The sequence below is a fragment of the Xanthomonas floridensis genome (assembly GCF_001642575.1).
Taxonomy (GTDB): Bacteria; Pseudomonadota; Gammaproteobacteria; order Xanthomonadales; family Xanthomonadaceae; genus Xanthomonas; species Xanthomonas floridensis.
Genome location: NZ_LXNG01000005.1, coordinates 87026 through 106329, shown reverse-complemented (window position 1 = coordinate 106329; position 19304 = coordinate 87026). Strand labels below are relative to the sequence as shown.

Genomic DNA, 19304 nt, shown 5'->3' with positions numbered 1-19304 from the left:
CATGCCTGCGCCCTGCACGCGCGCAGGCACCTTTGCACACGTCTGCTCTCGATTGCCAAAGCATCAGCACCGGCTGCAGCAATCCAGCCTCACAGCTTCATGTTCACGCCAACAAACACCTGCCGCCCAGCCGATGGCGAAAACATGGGTTGCGCCTGTGCCTGGAAGAAGCTGTCGTACCAGGCGTAGTCGTACAGGCGCCCGGTGACGTTGCGCAGCTGCAGGTCCACACTCCACGCCGGGGTGACCTGATAGCGCGCGGTGAGATCGAGCGTGGCCATGCTGCCGAACTTGCCGGCCACATTGCGCTCTTCCAGGTAGTAGTCGCTCTGCGCACGACCCTGCAGCCCGAGCTTGAGCGCATCGCTTGCCTGGTAGTCCACGCCGATGTTGCTGATGTGGCGCGGCGTGGACATCACCTCGTTGCCCTGGATCGAGACGCTGGCATCGCGTACGTCGCGCGCGATCTTGGCCTCCTGGTAGGCGTGCGATGCCCATACCGTCCACGCCTCGCCCAGCTGGGCGTTGATCTGCGCGTCCACGCCGCGGCGCCGGGTCTTTCCCAGTACTACGTTGGTGCCGGTGGCGGGCATGTTGGAGATCTCGTTGGCCGCGTCCTGCTGCCAGATCGCCAGGCGCGCCTGGCTGCGCGGCAATGGGCTGAACTTCATGCCCAGCTCCATGCCGGTGTTGGTGGAGGGCCCGATGGCGGCCTGGCCCGGGGTCAGGTAGGCCGGCGGAGTGGAGCCGGTGAGTACCTGAAAGGTGCGGCCCCAGTTCGCATAGACATTGGTGCGCTCGGTGAAGGCGTACACCACGCTGAGCTTGGGCTGCTCGATGGTGCCGTAGCGCTGCAGCGGGGCGCGCACGCCGCCCGGCAGCGTGGTATAGCCATCGAAGCGGTCCACGCGGTAGGCCGGTACGATCTTCAACGCTTCGATGGGCTGGTAGATGGCCTGCACATAGGCGCCCCAGTTGTCGAACGTGTAGCGGTCGTCGTTCTGGATCCGCGCCGGGGGGGCGTTGAAGTTGGTCGGCTCGCTGTAGCTGAAGCGAAAACGCTGGTAGCGGTTGTCCTGGTGTTCGTAGTTCAGGCCCGCCTCCAGGGTCAGCTGTTCGTCGGCGCGCCAGGTCAGCGTGTTGAGCATGCCGATCTGCGATTCGTCCCAGATGCGGCGCTGGCGTGGCGCATTGCCCACCGGCAGGTCGCTGAAGGTCACCCGGCGGTCGTCTTCGTAGCTGTTGTAGTACAGCTTGGTGCCGAAGAACACCGCATCGCTGAGCTTCAGGTCCAGGTGCAGACCCAGCTGGCGCATGTCGCGGTCGCCGCCGTCGTTCAAATTGTGGGGCTGGGTGACGCGGCGGGCGGTACGCAACTGCTCGGCGGTCACAAAGCCCGGTTCGTCGGCCTCGTTGTGGTACACGCGCGCGGTCAGGCCGATGCGCATGCCCTCGTCCAGATTGCCGAAATACCACTTGCCTCCCAGCGAGTATTTGCTGGACGTGTCGTGCTGGCGGTAGCCGTCCGATGCCTGCCACCCCACGAAATAGTTCTGCGCGAAGCCCTCGTGCTCGCGCCCCACCGCCAGCTGCGCATCGCGGGTGTTGAAGCTGCCATAGGACAGGCGTGCGTCGCTGTAGTTGCCGCCCTGCCGCGTACCGAAATTGACGTTGCCGCCGATGTTGTGCAGCCCGTAGCGCGGGTCGTTGGTGCCGCGGACCACTTCGATGTAGCTGATGTCCAGCGGGAACAGCATGTCGATGAAGCGCTGGTTGCCGCTGTTGACGTTGCTGGGGATGCCGTCGATCAAGGTCTTGATGGCGTTGATGTAGCCCTCGCCGTTGAAGGCGCGGAAGCTGACCTTGCCCGATTCATTGCCCTGCCGCGTCTCGGTGAGCTGGATGCCGGGCATCTGGCCCAGCAGCTCCCAGCTCTGCGACACGTTCTTGCCCTCGATCTGGTCGGCACCCAGCACGTCCACCGACGTGAGCACCTGATGGGATGCCAGCTGGCCATCGGCGTGGTGGTGCACATCCACCTTGCCGAGCGTCAGCGCCGAATCGGACGACTGGGCGCGCAGCTCCAGCGGAAACAGCACGGTAACGAACGAGGCAGCCAACAGGTGGGTCAAGGACAAAGACGAACGGGTCACAGGCAGCCGCAGTTTGTTAGGGGTGAATGGAATATTATAACATTTGCGACTCACAACCCAGCGTGCTGGCGCTCCGCCTCGTGCTGTCGGCTGAGGCGAAGAGGCGAAGAGGCGAGTGAAAGGAGAACGGATGAGGGCTGCACCCACGCACACGCCGGCCTGACCGCTGCCATGCTGCTGGGCTTGCTCGTGGTGCGGCTAGGGAATGGCTACGGCGATACCCCGCGGTTCGTGGTCGACAACGACCCGGCGCGCACGCTGATGAGCTTTCTGGCCCTGACCAAATATCCGCCATTGCTGCTGTTCCTGCTGCTCACCCTGGGCGTGGGCGCCTTGCTGCTGGCCGGCTTCGAACGCCTGGGCGAAGGACGCATCGCCACTGCGTTGGCGGTGTTCGGTGGCGCACCGATGGTCTTCTATCTGTTCCACCTGACCGTGCTGCGGCTGCTCACCACGCCGCCGAAGCGATCCGGGGACCAACGCAAGGCACGGTGTTCGGCGTGGACCACTATGGCTGGGTGCTGGCGTGGTACGTGGCGCTGATCGTTCCGCTCTACCTTCCTACCGCATGGTTCTCCCGGCTCAAGGCCGCCCGGCGCGATATCGCGTGGTTGAAGTATTTCTAGGTTGCAGTGGCCGCGATACAAGCGACTTCACCCCTCGACAGGCGTGTAGGGAGTCCGCGCGCGCGCTGCCCGACAGTGGATGGGATGCGGCAAGCGATCGATTCGCGGCTGGTCGATTCGGCCAGGATGACTTTCGGGCGATACGCACGGCCCCGCCTTGGGCAATGCTGCGGCTCTTTGCCCAGAGACGGAACTCGATGCCGCGTTCGATCATCTATGCCGCTGCTGTTTACCTTGCTGCTGTGCTTGCACCGTGCGCTGCTGCGGCGCAGACGCCAGCGCCACGCTTCACCGCGTGTGCCGACGCTGCGGCGCACACCCCGCTGGCCGGTAGCGAATGCCTGCTCACCCAGGTGCCGCTGCGACACGAAGCGCCGGACGCCGGCAGCATCGCGCTGTTTGTTCGTCGCTTGCCCACAGCAGACCCGAGCAAGCGACGCGGCGAGGTGTGGCTGATTGCGGGCGGGCCGGGTGAAGCCGGTGCTTCGCTCTATCCGATGATCAGCACCTACCGGCGCGCCTTCCCCGGCTACGACCTGATCATTCCGGACCATCGCGGCACCGGGCGCTCCGCACGCTTGTGCCCTGTGCAGGAAGCGCCGCAAAGCGCAGACGGCGTGGGACTGGCCGGTGCCGAATGGGGCCCATGCATCGGCACGCTGTACGCCGACGCGCCACGCACCAAAGCCTTCACCATCACCGAAGCCGCGCAGGATCTTGCCCTGCTGATCCGCCAGCAGCGACGCAAGGGCCAGGTGCTGCTGTACGGCGTGTCCTATGGCACCCAGTTGGCGCTACGCACCCTGCAAGTGGCGCCCATCCCGTTGGATGGGCTGGTGCTTGATGGCCTGGTGCCGCCAGAAACAGCCACCCAGTGGGACTTGAGCCACCGCACTGCCGTGGTCGATGCCGTTGGGCGCGCGCTGCTGGATGACGCACACATCGCCACCTATCGCCGCGTGCTCGATCGAAGCGACAGCGCCGCATGGCGTGCGCAAATTCCCGGCAAAGACCTCAAACGCTTTCTCGGCATGCTGCTCAACTTCCCTACCCTGCGCGACCGCATTCCCGCCATCATCGATGACCTGGCCCGCGACGATGCCACGATACTCACCACCACCATCGCCGATCTGCAGACTGCGCTCGCCGCGATGGGCCAAGGCGGCGACAACCAGCCCGCCTTGCCGTTGGTCATGCTGATCGCCGCGTCCGAAAACAATGCACGGCCAACCCTCACCCGCGAAACGGTCGCGGCCGAAGCCAAAGATGCCCTGTTCGTCAGCCCCATCCCCGGCCTGCTGGTGGACGCCAGCCTGCCCACCTACCCACGCGACGCCTGGTTCGGCCGCAGCCCCACCACCCTGCCACGCACGCTGATCATCCACGGCACGCTGGACCCCAACACCCCGTATGCCGGCGCGCAGGCGCATGCCGCGCTGCTTAAAGCCGCAGGCCCGGTGACCTTCAGCACCGTCGAGCGTGGCGCGCATCTGCTGGCGTTTGCGGCGCCTGGGTGTTTTGTTGATGCGGTTGCGACGTTTGTGGGGCATCGGAAGGCTGCTGCGCAATGCCGCGAGCCTACAGGCCCATGAATGGCTGTCGGAGCAGCCATAAGGCGTGTCATCTGCAGCCATCGGGACGCACCACCCGCCTTGCGGATAACTCCACGCGATCCGCTGAGCTGACGCGAGCGAGCTCGAGCATAGCCGTTTTCGTAAACGTTCTGCGCGGATGCACATGATCCCGCCATTTGATGGGATGCGGATCGCAACACCCTCGTTCGCCTGCTGACAATACGCGTTTCCGCAGTTATGTTTGAGCCTGGAACGGGGGTTCTTGCATGGGACGCAGAAAGAAGCAGAGTGGATTCAAGGCGTTGGCCGCGTTGCCGTGGCCGGTTGGCTTCGTGATGGGAATCGCTGCATATCTGGTGGTGCGCTATGGCATCGCCTGGTGGTTCTCTCACCAGGGCGGAATGCTGTCGCACGGCATCGCCCAGCAAGCGGATGGAATGTTCGCGCCATTGGCGTGGGCGCTGCTCGGCGTCTGCTGGCTTGCTGCGTTGGTCTCCTATCTGGGCGCACGCCGCCGGCGACGCTTTCTGGAAACACGCACGACTCTGGAGAGCCTGGCCGCCGGCGGCTGGCGCCAGTTCGAACGACTGGTGGGCGAAGCCTTCCGCCGCCAGGGCTACAGCGTCGAAGAAACCGGCCTGGGCGGCGCCGACGGCGGCATCGACCTGATCCTGCGCAAGGACGGCCGCCGCACGTTGGTGCAATGCAAGCAGTGGAAGCGCCAGCAAGTGGGCGTCGGCGTCGTGCGTGAAATGTTCGGCCTGCTCGCCCATCACCAGGCCCACGCGGTAAAGATCGTCTGCGTCGGCACCTACACGGATGACGCAGAACGCTTTGCTGTAGGCAAGCCGATTGAAATGATTAGCGGCGAACAGCTGCTGGAAATGATACGAGGGCTACAAGAAGACGTCATGGCGCAACCGGTACCTACACCAGTACGCGTCGAACCAGTCTTTGCTTCAACTAAGTTTACTGCCTCTGCAACCATCGCCACACCAAGCTGCCCGCGCTGCGGCAGCGCGCTTGTGCATAGAAGGAACTGGCGCACTAATGAGCACTTCCTACGCTATAGCCTGTTCCCGAAGTGCAGAGGAACTGCTTGAGTGGACATGACTCCTTTTCTTAAAGCTAGACTATTATTAAATGAGCTTAATTACCAATATGGGTAAGACGGGAACTAATGATATAGCCTCACTATCGCCAACTGAATTCGAGAACCTCACTTACGACACATTGAGCGCCATCGGCTTTAAAAATCTCGTGTGGCGTACGCCGGGGGCGGACGGGGGTAGAGATATTGAAGGCCAAGCATCTTATCGAGACCCAACTGGTCATGAGTCCTTGCAAATTTGGTATATCGAATGTAAGAAATATCAGTCTAGCATTGACTGGCCTACAGTCTGGCAGAAAATTTCTTACGCGGAAAGTAATGGCGCAGATGTTCTTTTATTGAGTACCAACTCCACTCCATCGCCAAATTGCGAAACTCATATTTCACAATGGAATGCTTCACGCAAGATTCCAAAAATAAGAGTCTGGCGAGGCTATGAGTGGAAAACGCTACTGCGCGACTTCTCAGATATAGCATCCGCTTACGGACTTTATTTTCAAGAAAGCACTAATGATGCTGTTGGGCCAGTTGCTTCAATTCTTACGAAAATAGTTCAGACTGCCTACGTAGCACGATCCATACATGGAAGTTCAACACCTGCTCTTGAGACCGCTGCCGCAGTATCTGAGCTCATAGATAAAAGACTGACAGAATTGACGCGATATGGAAAATTCGTTGACGTAAAAGAAAATTTCATCATTGATCAAGAGATTTTGGCGGATGCGTCAATCCAACCGCCGGCGTTACGGCAATACGATGAATTGTCTGTTAGAGCCGCCATGTACTATGTTGCCTATATCACTGGGCAACCAGGATTGATCATAGAGACCTTTGATGAAAGGTCAATCAAAGGCAATTTCTCAGTTACACATATGACTCCAAAAGCTGTGAACACCGTTGAGTTGGGCATCATATCTAGATGGACAAGATTGCATATTCATATTTCAGTAGAATCATCGACTTTTGAGATAACGAACTATGAGCAATGAAAAGCAAATTGCTGGTTCAACTCTTCCAACGCAGTCAGAAGTTATTAAAGACACTTTCGACCTCACGTTATTAGCAAATTTTGTTCACCAGATTGTCAATCCGCTCAACGGAATTGCGGGCACTTTAGATAATCTCGTTGAAGATGTAATTGAAGAGCAACGGCGGAAGCAGCGGCTAAATGCTGCACGTGCCCAGATCGAGCAATGCATCACGCTGTTGAGAAACCTTGCGTTTCTGGCGAAAGGCTCAGGAGGAGTGGCTGATCAGGATAAAAGACAGGTCGTTCTGCCACAGGTAATTATCGAGTCAGCAATGTTTTTCCAGGAGGATGCGGCAATCAACAATATTAGAATCGAGCTAGATGATCGAAGGACTCAAAACAAGGTTGTAGGCCACCCGGAGCTGATTCGACAAGTTTTAATGAATATTTTCGATAACTGTACAAAGTATGGAAAATTTGGATCTTCGGTTGCTGTAAAGCAGTGGATTCAGAGCAATTCTGAAAATGCAGTTATTACCATTCGTAGCGAATCAAAGCATCATCTTGATGCCGGGGATATGACAAGGATGTTTGAACTTGGCTTCAGAGGCGGCAACGCAAAAAGAACTATCGCCTCAGGGACTGGACTTGGACTTTACATATGCAAGCAAATTATTGAACAACATAACGGCTTTATTTCCGTTCAAAGTGATGGCCCATCAGGATTGATGTTTACTATCAAATTACCGAATGGCAGGAGAGCTTAAGGTGGCTAGAACAACCGAGGAAAAAACTCTAGTCTTAGTCGACGACGAGATGCACCACCTAAGCTGGATGGTAGATTATTTTTACAAAAACGGCCTCGAAGTTATACCAATTGACAATGCAAATGATGCAGTTAGCCAAATTGAAAAAGAGATCTATAGGGCACTTGTAATAGACCTTAACATCCCACTATCTCCTCCGCTAGACAAATCTGCACTTGATCTTGGCCCGGTTTATGCGAGGTACCCGGGACTATATGTAGCAAGAATGGCTAGAAATAGAGGCTATAGAGATCGTCAAGTTATTATTTACTCGGTTCACAGGGATCCCGACGTCGTGAGAGAGGTAGGCATTTTGGGATGCACTTATATACTCAAAGGCCGGCCAAAAGAGATAAAGCTGGAATTAGAAGCCGTTTTATCATTCGATCCAACAAAAGGCGGGATCGAACCTTCACAATTTTGATGGTCGGGCAACGCGAGCAAGTCGCGTTTTTTCAACAGCGTGAGCAGCGTTTACACCTGAGCCACCGTTTGCGAGCAAACCTTGACCTCCCATACATCCCCAACCCGCCATCCTCTGCCACAGCCTCAACAGGAGAACACACGATGATGAAGTGGATGGGCACCGCGCTGGCCGCGGCACTGCTGGTGACCGGTTGTGCCAAGGTGGAGGGCGAGAAGTTCGTCGGCCACTGGGTCAACGTGCAGACGCAGGAAGAGACGATGGACATCGAGCGCAATGGCGAGACCTTCATGGTCCGCAGCACCACGCCGAAGTTCTTCAGCCGCAAGCCCAAGACCGAGAGCTACCCGGCGGTCTACAAGGACGGGGCGCTGCAGGTCACCAACGATGGCGAGACGGTGAACTTCGTCATCGACGCGGCCAACGGCCACCTCAACACCGGTGGCGAGCAGTACCAGCGCGTGCCGGCCAAGTAAGGCCCCGCTATCGCCAGCGCCCGCGTGCCGACCTTCCCTGTCGCACGCGGGCATTTTGCATTTGTAGCCATGCCGGTTTGTCAACATCTTTGCAAGCACGTACGCGAACGCTCTCAACGCGTCATCGTTGGCCCAGGCGGGGTGACTGTCTGCTGCGATTGCTCAAGCGCTTGCTGCTGCTCACGTGTTTGCGATTGAGATTGATTGATCGATTGCACGCGTTCGAACGATTGGTTTTCAGGTGTTTGCACCGCCTGCATAGTGGCCATGTTGGCACGAAGGTGCGCTGGGTCGCTCTGAATACCCTGAACCAGAAACACCTTTTCTCCGGCCGCGAGCTTGTCTGTTGGACTGTTGAGCAGCACATGGTCCACACGCGTCAGGCCTTCTTCCTTTGCTAGCACGAGTAGGCTGGCCGTCATGCGCTGACTTGATGCATCCCACTCCCGGCCATGCTGCGCATCGAGCTTTTCCACGCCACCTTTGATCTGCTGGTACAGCGCGTGATCTTCATGATCCTGCTGCGTTGGCAGAGATGGCTTTGCTGACAATGGCGCTTGTGAATCACGGCTCGGCAAGTCCTGTTTCAAATCGTTGACGAGGCTATCCGTTCCAGACCCTGGCTCCGGCCTACCGTGTTTGCGCTGCAGTGGTGCAATGTTCTTGTCGTAATAGTCCCCGTAATACTGCTCATACGTCTTACTCGGCCCAACGGAGGGCTGCTCAGTCTTGAATAACTGGGCAATCTGATTCAAAGCTGCATCACGCGTGATTTGGCCTGCCATCTGCCGATCAGCAATTGCTTCGTACTGCTTTGGTCTCGTACCGCTACCAGCGATACCGATATCGGGACCTTGATGATTCAGAATCTCACGTCGGACCAACGCATTACTGAGTGTTGCGGCAGCTTCACCACGGAGCATGTTCGTGACGTACGCATTTTTAGAGGAATGATCAGGCTGCTCGGTAAACCGATGGTGTCCAATTTCATGGGAGAGCGAACGGGCGATGCGCGCACCTTGCCCGATTGCATTTTCGTCAACGACCACTTGCGTGCGGGGAACCAGATACGTTCCGGCACCAGCGGCTCCCCAGACAACACCGACATTATCTCGATTGAGCTGCGCAAGACCTGCTTGAAGTGTGCGCGACTGTTGCAGAAAAGGTATCACCGCGGGATCTGACAGTGGCGAGGATGGTTTCCCGGCCGCGGTTGCTGGCGTGGATTGCTGTGACTGGGGATACTTCGACTCGTCGGTACTTTCCATCATGCACTCCTTTGCAGGGGTTCAGCTAAGCAACTTACTGCTTGCTGATTGTAATAAAGCTCAGGTTGGCCTGATCTTTGGTCAGCCCAAGGATGATGGTGACCTGTCCCCTCTGAAACGACCAATAGGCGCTCGAACCCGGTGCGTCTGGCCGCGGCGGGTAGAGCAGCGCATCCGGCCAAGGCACATCCTCGAGCGCCGGGCCAGACGCAGAAAAGTCGAGCACCAGCGTCGCATGCGAAGGGGCGTCCTGCGTACTACGGAGCTCGATACGCTGCAAGGCCGCACCGGCCAGCGCACCGCCCTGACCAACACGCACCACCATCGCTTCTTGCGATTGAGGAGGGCCAAATTGTGTTTGAAGCTGGGCACTGAGTGCTGCGACATCTTGGAAATCGGTGCCGATCAAACGATCCACATCTTGCTTGAGGCGTTCCGTCACGTCTTTGCTCCTGGTTTCAAGGGGGGGCTTGGCAGCTGCTACAGCTGAGTGACTGCGTGGAGTGCTAGAAGCACAGCCCGAATGGAGGCTGCACGCCAGCAGCCCAAGCGGCAACAAGATTGCTCGCGGAAAGGCGGCATGTCCCCAGCCAAATGGCAGTCCATGTAATCTCCGAATGCGAAGGGCCATCTCTCTATCCCGCGCTAGAACTGTCGTGGAAATCTAGCACGGCAATATCCGCCTGGAAGAACCAAAGCGCTGCCGCCAACGGCGACAGCATGTCGGGAGGTTCGAACTTTTGACGGTCTCCAGACGTTTCAGTCGGCGCTGAAAGAATGCAGCGCGCTCACCCCATCCGAGGCGGCGGAGTCATCGGGCTGTTGCTGCTCCCCCGGCGGTCTACAAGGACGGGGCGCTGCAGGTCACCGACGATGGCGAGACGGTGAACTTCGCCATCGACGCGACCAACGGCCACCTCAACACCGGTGGCGAGCAGTACCAGCGCGTGCCGACGGCCAAGTAAGGTCCCCCGCTGTCGCCAGCGCCCGCGTGCCGACCCTCACCATCACACGCGGGCGTTTTGCGTTTGCAGCACTGCCGGCCGCGCCGAGGGCTGCCGGCGCACGCTGCGTCGAGCAGACGCCGGGCCGGACGCACCGCCCGTCGCCCTGTCTCGCTCTCCCCCCTGCCCTTCCCCCCCGCGCAAGCCGTACAGTGCGCAGGCACGCCGGGTCATGGCGCTGCCAGCCCAATCAATCCAGCAACTACGAGGGTGTCATGAGCAAGGGGATGGACCAGAAGAAGAGCCAGAAGAAAGAGCCGACCAAGACGCTGAAGGAAAAGCGCGCGGCCAAGCAGGAAAAGAAGGGCAAGTAAGCCGCCCGGCCTGCCAGACGGCGAACGAGGTCAGGCGCAGTCCTGGCCTCGCTTTTTTTGGATGACACCAAGCATCAGTGTGCGCGTTCCTGCCTGCGCACGATCACGCTGCGCTGCTCCGCGATCGACATGCCTTACAGGTCACTGGGCGTGCTCTGTTGTCAGCATGACGTGCGAGACACCCTTCCCCTCAAGCCGCCAGCCGCTTGATCCGCGATGGCAGATCGCCCAGCGCGCGATGCGCCTGTTCCAGCTCGTAATCGGCTTGCAGGCCCAGCCAGAAGCGCTCGGTCGTGCCCAGCGCTGCAGCCAGGCGCACGGCGGTGTCGGCGGTGATGCCGCGCTTGCCCAGCACGATCTCGTTGATACGACGCGGCGGCACGCCGGTGGCGCGCGCCAGTGCGTTCTGGCTGATGCCCATGGGCTCGAGGAACTCTTCAAGTAGGATTTCGCCAGGGTGGATGTTGGGTAGGACTGTCATGGACAGACGCCTTGTGCTCAGTGGTAATCGACAATGCCGGGACTGGGTTTATGCATCTCCGGTCTTCTTGCCAGCTGCGCCACTGCCCCGCGCACGTGCCATCTTTTTCAAATCTCGCGTAGCGGCGTCGAAATCGCGTTCGACCGCTGAGGGCTCGGCCAGCTTCTGCTGCTTGTGGCGTGCAAACTCAGCCTTGCCAAATTCCAGCGCCTGCTCACGGCTGACCCGGCCCGCGTGGGTGAGCACCTCTCGGTCGCTTAGCCGCAAAAAGTCGTCCAGCTTGGCGATCCAGTTGGCCATGGTCATGGGCTTGCGATTCAGCGCTTGAAGCTCCGCAAATTCGAGATAGGCAGTGACGGTGCGATTCAGTGCGTCCAGCTCGTCAGGATTTAGATAGCTTTTGGCGATCGTGGCGTCGGATGCCCGCGGCGCAGCGCTAACCCAATTGGTCATCCCGCTATGCGGTTTGCCTGCGTCGGCGCGCTCCATGATCAGCTCGGCGGCGGTGTGCCCGTGCGCAGCCCAATGCATCTTGTTCTGCACGGTGGTGAAAAAGCGCTGGCTGGCCTCGGCCGAGGCGTCGTAGTCGACGCTGGTGGCGTAGATCTCCAGCACCTTGCGCCAGAACATCTTCTCCGAGGAGCGGATGTCGCGAATCTTGCTGAGCAGATCTTCAAAGTAGCCGTCATCGGGGCCGCGCTTGAGGCGTTCGTCATCGATGGCGAAGCCTTTGACCAGATAGCCTGACAAGCGCTCGGTCGCCCATTGCCGGAATTGGGTGCCACGCGAGGAGCGAACGCGGTAGCCCACCGCGAGAACCACATCGAGATGGTAGTGATCCACCATCCTGCGGACATTGCGCTCACCTTCGGTTTGAACTATTCGGATTTTCCGAATAGTTCGTTCAGTTTCAAGTTCACCCTCGGCGAAGATACCGGATAGATGTTCGTTAATCGTCGGCACGGAGACCTGGAACAGCTCGGAGAGTTGCCGCTGCGTCAACCAGACCGAGTCGCCTTCCAACCGCACCTGGATGCGCGTCTGTGCATCCTCGCTGCGGTACAGGATCAGCTCGGAAGCAGGGGCATCCTTGTCATCAGTGTTCATGCGATCTCCAAGCGCGTGATGTCATCAGAATAACGAGCCTTGCATTGGTGCAACCGGTGCCTCTGGCAAATCCTGTGCGATTTCAGCAGCAGGCCGTACTTGTTCGCCACCCAACCGCCACGCCAGACCCGAGATGCGCGCGGCGTGCCGGGCCAGCGCGCTGCGGATGACCGCTTCGCTGCCGGCCAGGTGCAGGGCGCGGCGGGCGCGGGTGATGCCGGTGTAGAGCAGTTCGCGGCTGAGCACGCGGGCGGCGCGGGTGGGCAGCTGCAGCCAGACGGTGTCGAATTCGCTGCCCTGGGCCTTGTGCACGGTCATGGCGAAGGCGCTTTCGTGCGCGGGCAGTGCGGCGGGGTGGAAGCCGCGCACCTGGCCGTCGCCGTCGCCTTCGAACCAGGCGACCAACGGGCCTTGGGCACGGCGGTCGGCGGTGGGGCCGTCGCGATTTGCGATGTCGCCGGACTGGCTTGGTCCTGAAGACGGGGTTTCGTCGCTGCGCGCGGGAGAGCGACTCGCTTCGCTGCGCCCCGAGAATGGACTCGCTTCGCTGCGCAAACAGATGCCGACGTCGCCATTGAACAGGCCGTGGCGGTAGCTGTTTTCGGTGATCAGCAGCAGGCGTCCCTGGAACCACGGCGAGGCGCTGCCGAGGCGGCGGGCGCCGGAGCCGGTGTCGGCCAGCAGTTGTTCGATACGGGCGTTGAGGCCGCGCGCGCCCTGCGGGCCGGCGCGCACGGCGGTGAGCAGGCGCAGGCGCGCCGCATCGCGCAGGGCGGCGGCCGGGTCCTGCGCGTCGGCCAGCGCGCGCCAGTGCGCGAGCAGTGCGTCGCGGCCCAGGGTGAGCGGGTCTTCGCCGTCTTCGTGGAAGTGCACGCCGGCCAGTTCGCCGCTGCGCAGCAGGGCCAGGGTGGTGTCGGCATCGCCGGCACGGATGGCGTCGGCCAACGGGGCGAGTGCAAAGTCGTGCGCCTGCCGGTAGCCGCGCAGCAGGTGCACGCGGTGGCCGGCCAGGCCGCCGCGATGGGTGGCGGTGGGCGTGGTGGCAGCGGGCGGGTTGCCGAGCAGCGGTTGCAGGGCGTGGGCGTCATCCGGCTGCAGCGCATCGCCGGGGCCGGCCGCCTGCAGGATGGCGGCGAGCACGTCGCCGGCTTCCACCGAGGGCAGCTGGTCGGCGTCGCCGAGCAGGATCAGCTGGGTGCCGTCGGCCACGGCTTCGACCAGCTTGCACATCAGCGGCAGGTCGACCATGGAGGCTTCGTCGACGACGATCAGGTCGAATGGCAGCGGGTTGTCGGCGGTGTGGCGGAACTGCGGCGAATCCGGGAGGACACCGAGCAGGCGATGCAGGGTGCTGGCGCTGGTGGGGAGGAGGGATTCCCAGGTGGGCGGCTGGCCCTCACCCGCCCTTCGGGCACCCTCTCCCGCTTGCGGGAGAGGGGAAACGGCGGGGCTTGCTGGGTCTGTCGCTCGCGGGTGGGGGGACGTGCCGGGATCTGCTGGCTCTGTCGCTTGACGGAGAGGGGCAACCGCGGGGTTCGGTGACTGCTTCGCTTGCCCGGCAGTGTGAGTGGTTGGGAGCTGGATGCCATCGGCGATGGCGCGCGCAACCGCGGCGCGCAGGCTTTCGGCCATGCGCTCGGCGGCGCGGCCGGTGGGCGCGGCCAGGGCGATGCGTGGGGCCGGGGTGTCGGATGCGTGCGCTTGCGCGATGCGCAACAGCAGCAGGCGCGCGATGGTGGTGGTCTTGCCGGTGCCGGGGCCACCGGTGATCAGCAGCAGGGTGCGGCGCAAGGCCAGGGCGGCGGCCTGGGCCTGGCGGTCTGGGGAGTGGCCCGGAGCGGATGGGTTCGTGCCGTCCTGGTGGTGGGATGGCTTGGGCAGGCCCGCCCCTTCCTGGTAGACGGATGGCTCGGGTAGACCCGTCGCTTCCTGGTAGACGGATGGCTCGGGTAGACCCGTCGCTTCCTGGTAGACGGGTGGCTCGGGTAGACCCGTCGCTTCCTGGTAGACGGATGGCTTGGGTAGGCCCGTCGCTTCCTGGTAGACGGATGGCTTGGGTAGGCCCGTCGCTTCCTGGTAGACGGATGGCTTGGGTAGGCCCGTCGCTTCCTGGTAGGCGGATGGCTCGGGCAGGCCCGTCGCTTCCTGGTAGACGGATGGCTCGGGCAGGTCCGTCCCATCACCCGCCCTTCGGGCACCCTCTCCCGGGGGGAGAGGGGAAGCCTGGGGGAATAGCTGGGCGAACAGCGGTGCCAGCGTGGCGGCGTCGACGGGCGGCGGCGACTGGGCGGCGATGCGTTGCAGGCCCAGCGCCAGACGGCGCTCGTATTCGCGATAACGGCGCAGGTAGAGCAGGCCGTGTTCGAGCACCAGCGGGCAGTCGGCGGCGGCAGGTTGGTCGGGCGCGGGTTGGTCGACCCAGCGCGAGGCGGCGAGCACGCGTTGCCAGTCGGCGGGGTCCGGCAGGGTGGGCGCCGGGCCGTCGCGTTGGTCCAGCAGCATGCTGGCGCGCGCCGGGTCCAGCCCGGCGTGGCCGCTGGTGACCGCCAGGGACGCGAGGGCGGCACCGGCCAGGACCAGGGCGTCGGTCTCAGGGGCCAAGCGTTGCAGGCTTTGGGCGAAGGCCAGGTCCAGCGTGCGCACGGCCTCGGCTTTGATGAGCGCGCTGAAGAGGTTTGGGTGATTCATGGGGGGGATGCCTGGCGGGCGGACGGGCCCTCACCCCAACCCGCGCTCCGCGCTCCGGGGCGCGCGGCGGGGCGCAAACACTGCCAGGCACGCGCGCCATGGTGCGCATGCGGTGTCTGCTCGCCCCGAGGGAAGAGGGGCTCGCGCGCAGGGCTGATCGGGCGTGCGTTCTGGTGGATCATGGATGCCTGGTGGGCGGACGGGCCCTCACCCCAACCCGCGCTCCGCGCCCCGGGGCGCGCGGCGGGGCGCAAACACTGCCAGGCACGCGCGCCATGGTGCGCAAGCGGTGTCTGCTCGCCCCGAGGGGAGAGAGGCTCGCGCGCAGCGCTGATCGGGCGTGCGTTCTGGTGGGTCATGGATGCTTCGGCGGCGGACGGGCCCTCACACCAACCCCCGCTCCGCGCGCCGGGGCGCAAACACTGCCAGGCACGCGCGCCATGGTGCGCATGCGGTGTCTGCTCGCCCCGAGGGGAGAGGGGCTCGCGCGCAGGGCTGATCGGGCGTGCGTTCTGGTGGGTCATGGCTTGGATGCTTCGGCTGCGGACGTACCCTCACCCCACCCCCTCTCCCGGGGGGAGAGGGGCGCTTGCCCGTCGGGGGAATGGGGCTCTGCTGCGTCGCTGGACAGGGGCTGCGTGGGATTGCCGGCAAACAGGGCGTCCAGGGCTTGGACCAGCGCCGGGTCGAAGCGCCAGGCGTGGATGCCAGGCACAGGCGTATTGGGTGCCGGCGTGTCGGACATGGCGTCGCTGGCGGGGTCGAAACCGGAGACGGGGCTGGAGTTGGAGTTGGAGTTGGAGTTGGAACCGAGGATGGCGCTGGAGTCGGCTGCGGGGTTGCGGGTGGCGTCCAGGCCGCGGCAGAACAGGTAGCGCACGCCGCCGAAGTCGCGGGCGTAGTCGTAGGCCTCGCCCAGGCGGAAGCGCAGCCAGCGGTGCAGCGCCACGGTGTAGATCAACGCCTGCAGGGTGTATTCGCTATGCGCCATGGCACGGGCCAGGGTGTCGGCGTCGTAGCTGGGCAGGCGGTTGGATTTGTAGTCCAGCACGTACCAGCGGCCGGCCACGGTGTAGGTGAGATCGATCAGGCCGGTCATCAGGCCTTCCAGGCGCTGGCGTGCACCGAAGGCCTGGCGGTCGCCGACCACCTCGAAGCGGTGCAACAGCGCCAGCAGCGCGTCCACGCGGGTGGGCTGCATGGCGAAGTGGAATTCCATTTCGTTGCGGCGCTGCGGCTCGGGCACGGCCGCCAGGGGGGTGCCTTCGGGCAGGGTCACGGTGAGGGTGTTGCCGATCAGCGCAGTGAGCATGCGCAGGCCGTCATCGAGCTCGTCCTGTGCGTAGCCGCCGCGTTGCAGGGCTTCGATGATCGGGGCGACCTGACCGTCGGGCGCCGGGGCGCCGGGGCGCCAGTGTTGCCAGGCGGCGAAGTCGCAACGCTCGAACACGTCGTGCATCACCACGCCGAAGCGGTTGCCGGCAAAGCGCGGATCGAACGGCTCTGCCTCGGTGACTGCTGCCGCGGCGTCGCTGGCGGCCGGTTCGTCGGTACCGCCACTGCCCACCACGGTGGCGCTGGCCATCGGGTCGGTGGCAGCGCCGGCATCGGCGTTGGCCAACTGGGTGAAGCTGTAGACCCACCATTCCGGGGCGATATGCCGCTGCGGGATGCGCGCAGGCGGCACCTGCGCCTCGGGCGGGGGCGGCAGGCGTGGCAGCTCGGCCGGCGGGGTGGCGGTGTCGACCACCACCACGCCCTCGCCGGCCGCACCCTGCAGCGCATCGAGCGCACGCAGCATGCCGGCCAGCGGCGTACGTTCCTGCTGGTGGAAGCTGCCGCTGGCGATCCACAGCGCGTGCTCGGCGCGGGTCAGGCCGACATACAGCAAGCGCGCGTCTTCGGCGCGTTGTTCCTGCTTCCAGGCCGCTTCGGCCGCGCTCCAGGCCGGGTCTTCCTTGTCGCGGCTCCACTTGGACACGTTCCAGTGCAGCTGGCGGCCGGTCTCGGGCGCATGCACCACGCAGTGGCGGCCAGCGCCCTTGTCGCCGCGGCCGATGCCGATGTACGGCAGGAACACCAGCGGATACTCCAGGCCCTTGCTCTTGTGCAGGGTGACGATCTGCACGCGGCGTGCGTCCGATTCCAGCCGCAGTTGCTGGGCTTCGTCGTTGTCGTCGGCATTGGCGATGCGGCGTGCCAGCCAGTCGACCAGGCCATGCGGGCCGAGTGCGCGTGCGTCGGCTTCCTGCAGCAGTTCGGCCAGTTGCAGGTAATTGGTGAGGCGACGTTCGCCATCGACCAGGGCCAGCAGGCGTTGCCCGTGCGCGGCGCCGAGTTCGCCGATCAGCGCCAGCGGGCCACCGCGTTGCCAGCGTTCGCGCCAGTCCAGCGCCTGCTGCTGCCAGTGGCGATGCCGCTCGCCGTCGTGTTCCAGGGTGGCGATGGCGATGGCGTCCTGCCCGATCAGCACCGTGGCCAGTGCGGCACGCAGGCGGCTGTCATCGCCCGGGTCGAGCAAGGCCTGCAGCAGCGCCAGCAGTTCCAGCGCTTCGTCGGTGGCGAACAGGCTCTGCTTGCCGGCGGCCACTGCGGGAATGCCCACCGCGCCCAACGCCTGCTGGATGCGGGTGGCCTCGCCATGGCTGCGCACCAACACCGCGATGTCGCCGGCCTGCACCGGATGCGCGTTGATGGTGGCGGTGCCGTCGCGGCCAGCGGCCAGCCAGCCGCGGATTGCGGCCACGCAGGCGGCGGTGGCCAGCTCGCGGGCGCGGCCGGCGCTCCAGGGCTTGGGCTTGCCCTTCGCAGGCAGCGGCGGTTCGGGCGCGCGCCACAGCGTCAACGCCGGGGCGGTGGCACCGGCGCGTCGCAGGTCGGTGTCCAGGCGCTTGGTGCCTGGCTGCACCGGGTGGAAGGCGATGCCGTCGGTCAGGAAGGCATCGCTGTAGCCGGCTTGCGCGTACAGCGCATCGATCGCCGCCAGCACGCCGGGGCGCGAGCGGAAATTGTGGCTCAACGGCGGGGCCAGTTCGGCGCTGACTGCCGCAGCCAGGTAGGTGCGCACATCGCCGCCGCGGAAACCGTAGATGGCCTGCTTGGGATCGCCGATCAGAAACAGCGACGGCGCAAACCCGGCCGCCCGCGCGAGCGCGCCGTTGCCGAACACATTGGAAAAGATCGCCCACTGGCGGTCGTCGGTGTCCTGGAATTCGTCCACCAGCGCGATGGCGTATTGCGCGCGCAGGCGTTGTACCAAGGCCTCGGCTTGCGGGCCCTCCAATGCGTGCGCGACACCATCGACCAGGTCGTCGTAGGTCTGTACGCGGCGCTGGCGCTTGAGCAGCGCCAGCCGTGCGATGGCATCCTCGCGCAGGGCGTGCAGCAGGCGGATGCGGCGGCGCGTGCGCCATTGCTCGACACGGGCCAGCGCGGTGAGATAGCCATCGATCTCGTGGCTCATCGGCGAGGCCGGCGTGCGATCGACGAACTTCTTGTTGGTGCCCGCGGCCAGTTCGGCCGCGGTCAATTTGACCAGCTTGGGATGCGGTGTGCTGTCCTGCGACGGTGCCGCGGCGAAGGCTTCGAACCAGTGCCACAGCGCGGTGAGCCATTCGGGTTTGTAGCTGACCTTGCTCAGCACGCCGCCGTCGATGGCGGCCATGAGCGTTTCGAAAAACGCCGTGCCATGGGTCTGGAAGGCAGCCGCCAGGGCGTGGCTGGCGGCATGCACGGCCTGCAGCAAGGCAGCGGCATCGTCGCTGTCGGCGCAGACCGCCGGCAGCAGCGTGGTGTGGCGCAGCAAGGCGCGTAGATCCGTGGCCAGCGCAGGCGGGCCACCGGACCACAGGGCAATCAGGTCTTCGGCCATCACGGCATCGGCGGCGCGCTGGCGCCACAGGTCGGCGGCCACTTCGCCCAGCAGTTCGCGATCGTTGGCGAGCAGTTGCGGGGCGGCGAAGGCCTGGCCGCTTTCCAGTGCGTGTTCGCGCAGCACGCGCGCGCAGAAGCCGTGGATGGTGAACACCGCGGCCAGGTCGATTTCTTCCACGGCCTGCTGCAGGCGGCGGCGCAGCGCGGCCGGGGTCTCGGTGCCGGCGGCTAGGTGCGTGGTGAGGATGGCGCGGGTGAGCAGGACGTCGGGGGCGTCCTGTTCGTGCGGCGCTGGGTGCTCTTGGGCTCGCAGCTGCGACGGGTCGCCGGCGAGGGCGGTCGCGGGCACGGCCGCTGCTGCGGAACGCGGTGCCGCATCGCGCACCTGCGTGGGAGCCGGCTCGTTTGCGGCCGAAGCCGTGCCAGCAG

Annotated in this window: 13 protein-coding genes and 2 pseudogenes; 7 read left to right on the top strand and 8 right to left on the bottom strand. The window is 63.5% G+C overall.

What is annotated here, in order from left to right; all coding sequences use genetic code 11:
- Nucleotides 1-89: 89 nt before the first annotated feature.
- Entirely contained in the window at nucleotides 90-2132 is a 2043-nt protein-coding gene (locus A7D17_RS03885) for a TonB-dependent receptor (protein ID WP_064507894.1), read from the bottom strand.
- 192 nt (nucleotides 2133-2324) lie between these two features.
- Here A7D17_RS03885 and A7D17_RS03880 point away from each other — a divergent pair, with 192 nt between their 5' ends.
- From A7D17_RS03880 to A7D17_RS03865, 7 genes are all read left to right on the top strand, one after another.
- The gene (locus A7D17_RS03880; protein ID WP_204377348.1) at nucleotides 2325-2696 is read left to right on the top strand and encodes a hypothetical protein; all 372 of its coding nucleotides are present in this window, start codon (nucleotides 2325-2327) and stop codon (nucleotides 2694-2696) included.
- 280 nt (nucleotides 2697-2976) lie between these two features.
- Complete coding sequence (locus A7D17_RS03875) at nucleotides 2977-4371, top strand: alpha/beta hydrolase (RefSeq protein ID WP_082861710.1); 1395 nt, start codon at nucleotides 2977-2979, stop codon at nucleotides 4369-4371.
- A gap of 248 nt (nucleotides 4372-4619) precedes the next feature.
- The gene (locus A7D17_RS03870; protein ID WP_064507893.1) at nucleotides 4620-5456 is read left to right on the top strand and encodes a restriction endonuclease; all 837 of its coding nucleotides are present in this window, start codon (nucleotides 4620-4622) and stop codon (nucleotides 5454-5456) included.
- 40 nt (nucleotides 5457-5496) lie between these two features.
- The gene (locus A7D17_RS22480; RefSeq protein WP_082861709.1) at nucleotides 5497-6453 is read left to right on the top strand and encodes a restriction endonuclease; all 957 of its coding nucleotides are present in this window, start codon (nucleotides 5497-5499) and stop codon (nucleotides 6451-6453) included.
- Nucleotides 6443-7201 (top strand): ATP-binding protein, encoded by a 759-nt coding sequence (locus A7D17_RS22475; RefSeq protein ID WP_082861708.1) that lies wholly within the window; start codon nucleotides 6443-6445, stop codon nucleotides 7199-7201. The genes A7D17_RS22480 and A7D17_RS22475 overlap by 11 nt, the downstream gene beginning before the upstream one ends.
- On the top strand, nucleotides 7185-7664 hold the full coding sequence (locus A7D17_RS23890) for a hypothetical protein (protein ID WP_153041889.1): 480 nt from the start codon (nucleotides 7185-7187) through the stop codon (nucleotides 7662-7664). Before A7D17_RS22475 ends, A7D17_RS23890 begins: the two co-directional genes overlap by 17 nt.
- Nucleotides 7665-7807: 143 nt before the next feature.
- Nucleotides 7808-8140 (top strand): hypothetical protein, encoded by a 333-nt coding sequence (locus A7D17_RS03865; RefSeq protein ID WP_064507892.1) that lies wholly within the window; start codon nucleotides 7808-7810, stop codon nucleotides 8138-8140.
- Nucleotides 8141-8253: 113 nt separating this feature from the next.
- Here the strand turns inward: A7D17_RS03865 and A7D17_RS03860 are convergent, their stop codons facing one another.
- From A7D17_RS03860 to A7D17_RS03830, 7 genes and pseudogenes are all read right to left on the bottom strand, one after another.
- On the bottom strand, nucleotides 8254-9408 hold the full coding sequence (locus A7D17_RS03860; protein ID WP_239692135.1) for an XVIPCD domain-containing protein: 1155 nt from the start codon (nucleotides 9406-9408) through the stop codon (nucleotides 8254-8256).
- A 34-nt stretch (nucleotides 9409-9442) separates the two neighbouring features.
- Nucleotides 9443-9850 (bottom strand): hypothetical protein, encoded by a 408-nt coding sequence (locus A7D17_RS03850; protein WP_082861707.1) that lies wholly within the window; start codon nucleotides 9848-9850, stop codon nucleotides 9443-9445.
- A 1066-nt stretch (nucleotides 9851-10916) separates the two neighbouring features.
- Nucleotides 10917-11207 (bottom strand): HigA family addiction module antitoxin, encoded by a 291-nt coding sequence (locus A7D17_RS03845; protein ID WP_064507888.1) that lies wholly within the window; start codon nucleotides 11205-11207, stop codon nucleotides 10917-10919.
- A gap of 48 nt (nucleotides 11208-11255) precedes the next feature.
- Nucleotides 11256-12314: a virulence RhuM family protein gene (locus A7D17_RS03840; RefSeq protein ID WP_064507887.1), complete on the bottom strand. Its 1059-nt coding sequence runs from the start codon at nucleotides 12312-12314 to the stop codon at nucleotides 11256-11258.
- Nucleotides 12315-12338: 24 nt separating this feature from the next.
- A pseudogene (locus tag A7D17_RS25170) lies at nucleotides 12339-13688 on the bottom strand (AAA family ATPase); the annotation flags it as partial.
- 210 nt (nucleotides 13689-13898) lie between these two features.
- Nucleotides 13899-15002: pseudogene (locus A7D17_RS25165) on the bottom strand (AAA family ATPase); the annotation flags it as partial.
- A gap of 520 nt (nucleotides 15003-15522) precedes the next feature.
- Nucleotides 15523-19260: a UvrD-helicase domain-containing protein gene (locus A7D17_RS03830; RefSeq protein WP_425479564.1), complete on the bottom strand. Its 3738-nt coding sequence runs from the start codon at nucleotides 19258-19260 to the stop codon at nucleotides 15523-15525.
- Nucleotides 19261-19304 lie beyond the last annotated feature (44 nt).

Coding starts and splice junctions, on each gene's coding strand:
- A7D17_RS03880 (WP_204377348.1), top strand. CDS start 2,325: ATGCTGCTGGGCTTGCTCGTGGTGCGGCTAGGGAATGGCTACGGCGAT.
- A7D17_RS03875 (WP_082861710.1), top strand. CDS start 2,977: ATGCCGCGTTCGATCATCTATGCCGCTGCTGTTTACCTTGCTGCTGTG.
- A7D17_RS03870 (WP_064507893.1), top strand. CDS start 4,620: ATGGGACGCAGAAAGAAGCAGAGTGGATTCAAGGCGTTGGCCGCGTTG.
- A7D17_RS22480 (WP_082861709.1), top strand. CDS start 5,497: ATGAGCTTAATTACCAATATGGGTAAGACGGGAACTAATGATATAGCC.
- A7D17_RS22475 (WP_082861708.1), top strand. CDS start 6,443: ATGAGCAATGAAAAGCAAATTGCTGGTTCAACTCTTCCAACGCAGTCA.
- A7D17_RS23890 (WP_153041889.1), top strand. CDS start 7,185: ATGGCAGGAGAGCTTAAGGTGGCTAGAACAACCGAGGAAAAAACTCTA.
- A7D17_RS03865 (WP_064507892.1), top strand. CDS start 7,808: ATGATGAAGTGGATGGGCACCGCGCTGGCCGCGGCACTGCTGGTGACC.
- A7D17_RS03860 (WP_239692135.1), bottom strand. CDS start 9,408: ATGGAAAGTACCGACGAGTCGAAGTATCCCCAGTCACAGCAATCCACG.
- A7D17_RS03845 (WP_064507888.1), bottom strand. CDS start 11,207: ATGACAGTCCTACCCAACATCCACCCTGGCGAAATCCTACTTGAAGAG.
- A7D17_RS03840 (WP_064507887.1), bottom strand. CDS start 12,314: ATGAACACTGATGACAAGGATGCCCCTGCTTCCGAGCTGATCCTGTAC.